The sequence below is a fragment of the Bradyrhizobium sp. genome (genome assembly GCF_049581145.1).
GTDB lineage: Bacteria > Pseudomonadota > Alphaproteobacteria > Rhizobiales > Xanthobacteraceae > Bradyrhizobium.
In genome coordinates this window covers 1-5,167 of the sequence record NZ_JBAURI010001073.1, presented here as the reverse complement: position 1 = coordinate 5,167, position 5,167 = coordinate 1, and the positions used below count along the sequence as shown (strand labels likewise).

Annotated in this window: 3 protein-coding genes; all 3 read right to left on the bottom strand. The window is 61.4% G+C overall.

What is annotated here, in order from left to right:
- Window positions 1-113: 113 nt before the first annotated feature.
- The 3 genes from WCB02_RS34670 to WCB02_RS34660 are packed head-to-tail and all read right to left on the bottom strand — an operon-like array spanning window position 114 to window position 5,008.
- The gene (locus tag WCB02_RS34670) at window positions 114-1,226 is read right to left on the bottom strand and encodes a microcin C ABC transporter permease YejB (RefSeq protein WP_423965726.1); all 1,113 of its coding nucleotides are present in this window, start codon (window positions 1,224-1,226) and stop codon (window positions 114-116) included.
- Window positions 1,227-1,229: 3 nt separating this feature from the next.
- Window positions 1,230-3,098, bottom strand: a complete 1,869-nt coding sequence (locus WCB02_RS34665; RefSeq protein WP_423965723.1) for an extracellular solute-binding protein — start codon at window positions 3,096-3,098, stop codon at window positions 1,230-1,232.
- Window positions 3,099-3,112: 14 nt separating this feature from the next.
- On the bottom strand, window positions 3,113-5,008 hold the full coding sequence (locus WCB02_RS34660) for an extracellular solute-binding protein (protein WP_423965720.1): 1,896 nt from the start codon (window positions 5,006-5,008) through the stop codon (window positions 3,113-3,115).
- Window positions 5,009-5,167: the final 159 nt, after the last annotated feature.

Genomic DNA, 5,167 nt, shown 5'->3' with positions numbered 1-5,167 from the left:
CCAGCGGCGGCGATTGAGCGGCGACGGCACGAACGGGCGGTGGGTGGCCGGCACCGCCTCGCCAAGCGGCGTTTGCGTCGTGGTCTCGACCGGCGGCGGGGCTACGATCGTCATCATACCTCCCGCGCCTCGAAGTCGATCCGCGGATCAATCCACATATAGGTGAGGTCGGAGATCAGATTGACCACGAGGCCGAGCAGCGAAAAGATGTAGAGCGTTCCGAATACCACCGGATAGTCGCGGTTGAGCACGCTCTCGAACGAGAGCAGGCCGATCCCATCGAGCGAGAAGATGGTCTCGATCAGGAGCGAGCCCGAAAAGAAGGCGTGGATGAAGGCGCCTGGAAAGCCCGCGATCACGATCAGCATGGCGTTGCGGAAGATATGGTTATAGAGCACCTGCCGCTCGCTGCAGCCCTTGGCGCGCGCGGTCATCACATATTGCTTGCGGATCTCGTCGAGAAACGAGTTCTTGGTCAGAAGCGTCATGGTAGCGAACGCGCTCAGCACCATCGAGATCAGCGGCAGCGTCAAGTGCCAGAAATAATCGAGGATCTTCCAGTACCAGGGGAATTGCGACCAGCCATCCGAGGTCAATCCGCGCAAGGGAAAGATGTTGAGGAACGAGCCGCCGGCGAACAGGATGATCAACAGGATCGCGAACAGGAATCCCGGGATCGCGAAGCCGATGATGATGACGGCCGAGGTCCAGGTATCGAATTTCGAGCCGTCCTTGACCGCCTTGCGGATGCCGAGCGGGATCGAGATCAGATAGGTTATGAGCGTCATCCAGATGCCGAGCGACATCGAGACCGGGAGCTTCTCCTTGATCAGCTGGATCACGCTGATGTCGCGAAAATAGCTCTTGCCGAAATCGAACCGCGCGAAATTCCACACCATCAGCGCAAAGCGCTCCGGCGCCGGCTTGTCGAAGCCGAACTGCTTTTCCAGGCTCTTGATGAAGGCGGGGTCGAGCCCCTGCGCGCCGCGATATTTCGAATTGCCGGCATTGGCGCCAGCGCCCGGCTGGACTTGACCGCGGGCACCGAAATCGCCGCCGCCGCCAGTGATGCGCGAGGTGCCGCCGGTATCGGCGCCGGAGAGCTGCGCGATCACCCGCTCCACCGGGCCGCCCGGCGCGAACTGCACCACGATGAAGGACACGAACAGGATCCCGAGCAAGGTGGGGATCATCAGGAAGATGCGGCGGAAGAGATAGGCGGCCATGAATTATTTCGCCTGCTCGGCCTTGGCGGCCTTGGCGGAATCATACCACCAAAGGTCGGGCGCACCGACGCCTCCGCCATAGCGCGGCAGCTTCGGCGGATGGCTGAACTCGTCCCAATAGGCGATCGGATGACTGGTACGATACCATTGCGGCACCCAATAACGCCCGGCGCGAAATACCCGATCGAGCGCGCGGCAGGCCGTGGTCAGGTCCTGACGCGTCTCGGCGTCGATAGCCTTCTCGATCAGCGCATCGATCGCCGGATTGGCGACGCCCGCGAGATTATAAGAGCCGTTGGTGGCGGCCGCCTGTGACGAGAAATACGGCCGCAGGCTATCGCCAGGCGTCGGCGACATCGACAGGCGTTCGGTTGTCACGTCGAAATCGAACGACTCGACGCGAGCGCGGTACTGCACGGCGTCGATCAGGCGGATATTGGCCTCGATTCCCAGCACGGCGAGATTCTTGATGAAGCTCGAATGATGCGGTTCGAACGAGGGCTCATCAAGCAAGAATTCCAGCGTGAAGATATCGCCATTCGGCAGAACGCGCTTGCCGTCCTTGATGGCAAGCCCCGCCTCCTGCAGCAACTGCTGCGCCTTGCGCAACAGCGCACGGTCCTGCCCCGACCCGTCGGAGACCGGCGGCACGAACGGCTGCCCGAACACCTCGTCCGGCACCTGGCCGCGGAACGGCTCGAGCAGCTTCAATTCGTCCGGCGACGGTGGCCCGCTCGCCACCATGTCCGAGTTCTGGAATGGCGACACCGTGCGCGCATACGCGCCATACATGATGGTCTTGTTGGTCCACTCGAAATCGAAGGCGTAATTCAGCGCCTCGCGGACCTTCGGATCTTTGAACTTGTCGCGCCTGGTATTGATGAACCAGCCCTGGCCACCCGAGGGCGTTTGATCCGGCAAGGTCTCGAGCTTGACGCGGCCGTCCTTGACGGCGGGAAAATCGTAGCGCGTCGCCCACACCCGTGCGGTGAACTCCTCGCGAAACAGGTAGTTCTTGCCGGTAAAACCTTCGAACGCGACATCGCGGTCGCGATAGAATTCATAGCGCACGACGTCGAAATTATAGGTACCGCGATTGACCGGAAGGTCGGCGGCCCACCAATCCTTGACGCGCGCGAACTCGATGAAACGGTTGACCTCGAATTTCCCGACCTTGTACGGCCCCGATCCGAGCGGCGCATCGAGCGTGGATTCATCGAACGGGTGGGCCGCATAATAGGCCTTGGAGAAGATCGGCAGGCCGGCGACATAGAGCGGCACGTCACGCGCGCGCTTCGGCGCGAAGGTGACGACCAGCGTCGCATCATCGGCCGCCTCCGCCTTCACCAGATCGCGCAATTGCACGATGATCAGCGGGTGGCCCCTCTCCTTCAGCGTCGTCAGCGAGAAGGCGGCATCCTGCGCGGTCAATTTCGAGCCGTCGTGGAACCTGGCCTCGGGGCGCATCGCGAAATGATAAGTCAGCTTGTCCGGCGAAATCTGCACCGACTTTGCCGCAAGGCCATACATCGCGTCCGGCTCGTCGCCCGCGCGCGTCATCAGGGACACGAAGGTATTGTCCATGCCCTGGGCGCCCTCGCCCTTGAGGATGTAGGCGTTGAGCGAATTGAAGGTGAAGAAGGACTGATTGTAACCGCGCGTCGACGGGATGAACGAGAACAGACCGCCCTTCGGCGCTTCCGGATTCACATAGTCGAAATGCGGGAAGTCGGCCGGATATTTCAGGTCGCCGAACACCGACATGCCGTGAGACTCGGTGCCGGTGTCGGCGGCAAGCACGGGACGAAACAGGCGCGCGCCCAGCATGCCGACCCCGAGACCGAGCACATGCCGGCGCGAAAACCTCGCCATGCGCGGACGATACTTCAAGACCGCTTTCCGATCTTGGCGGCCTTATCCGCGTCGTACCACCACAGGTTCGGCAGGCCGGAATGACCATATTTCGGCAGCGGCTCGGCGTGGCTGAAGCGGTCCCAGCGCGCATAGCGTTCGAACCCATAGGTGAACTGCGGCACGACGTAGAAATTCCACAATAGCACGCGGTCGAGCGCCTTGGTCGCCGCCACCAGCCCGGCACGATCCTTGGCAAAGATCACCTGGTCGATCAGCGCATCAACGGCGGGATTCTTGATACCGATGGTGTTTCTCGAGCCGGACACGTCAGCGGCCTGCGAGCCCCAGAACTCGCGCTGCTCATTGCCGGGCGACAGCGACTCCGGCCACTGGTCGATGATCATGTCGAAGTCGAAGGTGCGCAGCCGTTGCTCATATTGCGCGTCATCGACCACCCGCACCGAGGCAGTGACGCCGATGCGCTCCAGCGACGGCTTGTAGAACAGCGCAATGCGCTCCGCCGATGGATCCCCGACCAGGATTTCGACGGAGACCGGCTTGCCCGCCGCGTCGACCAGTTTCTGGTCGCGTATCTCGCAGCCGGCTTCTTTCAATAGCTTCATGCTCGCGCGCAAATTGGCGCGCACCGCTTCCGGATTGCCGCCGACCGGATTGCTGTAGGGCGTGGTGAAGACGTCCGCCGGCACCTTGTCGCGCACGGTTTCGAGAATCTGAAGCTCCTGCCCCTGCGGAAGGCCCGAGGACGCCAGTTCCGTTCCCTCGAAATAGCTGCCGATCCGCTTGTATTGCCCGTAGAACAGCTGCTTGTTCATCTCCTCGAAATCAAAGGCGTAGTTGAAGGCACGCCGCAGCCGCGCGTCCTTGAACTGGTCGCGGCGCAGATTGAAGGCGAAGGCCTGCATCCGGCCGCTATCATTGATCGAAAATTCCTCTTTCACGACCCGCTTTTCAGCGACCGCCGGAAAATCGTAAGCCGTGGCCCACTGCTTCGCCGAATTCTCGACAATCCAGTCGGCCTGATCGGCCTTGAAGGCTTCCAGCGCAACCTGGTTGTCGCGGAACAGCTCGAAGCGCAATTCGTCGAAATTATTCTGCCCGACCTGGGTCGGGTGGCTGGCCCCCCAATAGTCCTTGACTCGCTCCAGGATCATCGAACGACCGGCGACAAATTCCTTGATCCGATACGGGGCGGACCCCAGCGGCGGCTCCAGCGTGGTCGCGGAGATGTCGCGTTTGCGACCCTGGCCGTCGGTGCCTTCCCAATAATGCTTCGGCAACACCGGTAATTCGCCGACGATGGTCGGCAGTTCGCGATTGCCCGGGCCGTCGAAGCTGAATTTAATGTCCCGGTCGCCGGTCTTTTCGGCCTTCGTGACGTGACGATAATACGAAGAGTACATCGGACTGTTTTTCTTCAGCTCATCGAGCGAGAAAATCACGTCCTCCGGTGTCACCGGCTGGCCGTCGTGCCAATGAGCATCCGTGCGCAGGCGATAGATCACCCAGGCAAAGTCATCGGGATGCTGGGCGCTTTCGGCGAGCAGACCATATTCGGTCGCGACCTCGTCCTGCGAACGCGTCATCAGCGTTTCGTAGATCAGGGTGGCGCCCGGCCCGATCGAGCCCTTGACGCCCATGACCGCCATGTTGAAGTTATCGAACGTGCCGATCGAGATCATGCGGGCGACGCCGCCCTTCGGCGCATCGGGATTGACGTAGTCGAAGCGCTTGAAGTCCGCGGGATATTTGATGTCGCCGAACAGCGAGAGCGCGTGGCGCCAGGCCGGTTCGGAAGCCGATTGGGCATTGGCCGACTCGATGCCGGGAAGAGAAGTCACGATCCCGAGCGCGGGCGACAGGGTAGCGGCGGCACTGGTTTGCAGGAGCTGTCGACGGGTAATGGCCAAATGAAGAATTCCTCTTTGGGTACAACCGGCTATTCAGGCTGCAATATACGGCAAGGTTTCGACCGATAACGTTGCTTTTTCCTCATGATAGCACGCCACTGTGCGGCGAAACGTCCCGATAACAACCCCGCGAGCCCTGATGCAAAAACGGCCAGGCAA

What these genes read in the sequence shown, in the direction of transcription:
- WCB02_RS34670 (WP_423965726.1), bottom strand. Translation starts at nt 1,226, where the DNA reads ATGGCCGCCTATCTCTTCCGCCGCATCTTCCTGATGATCCCCACCTTG.
- WCB02_RS34665 (WP_423965723.1), bottom strand. Translation starts at nt 3,098, where the DNA reads ATGGCGAGGTTTTCGCGCCGGCATGTGCTCGGTCTCGGGGTCGGCATG.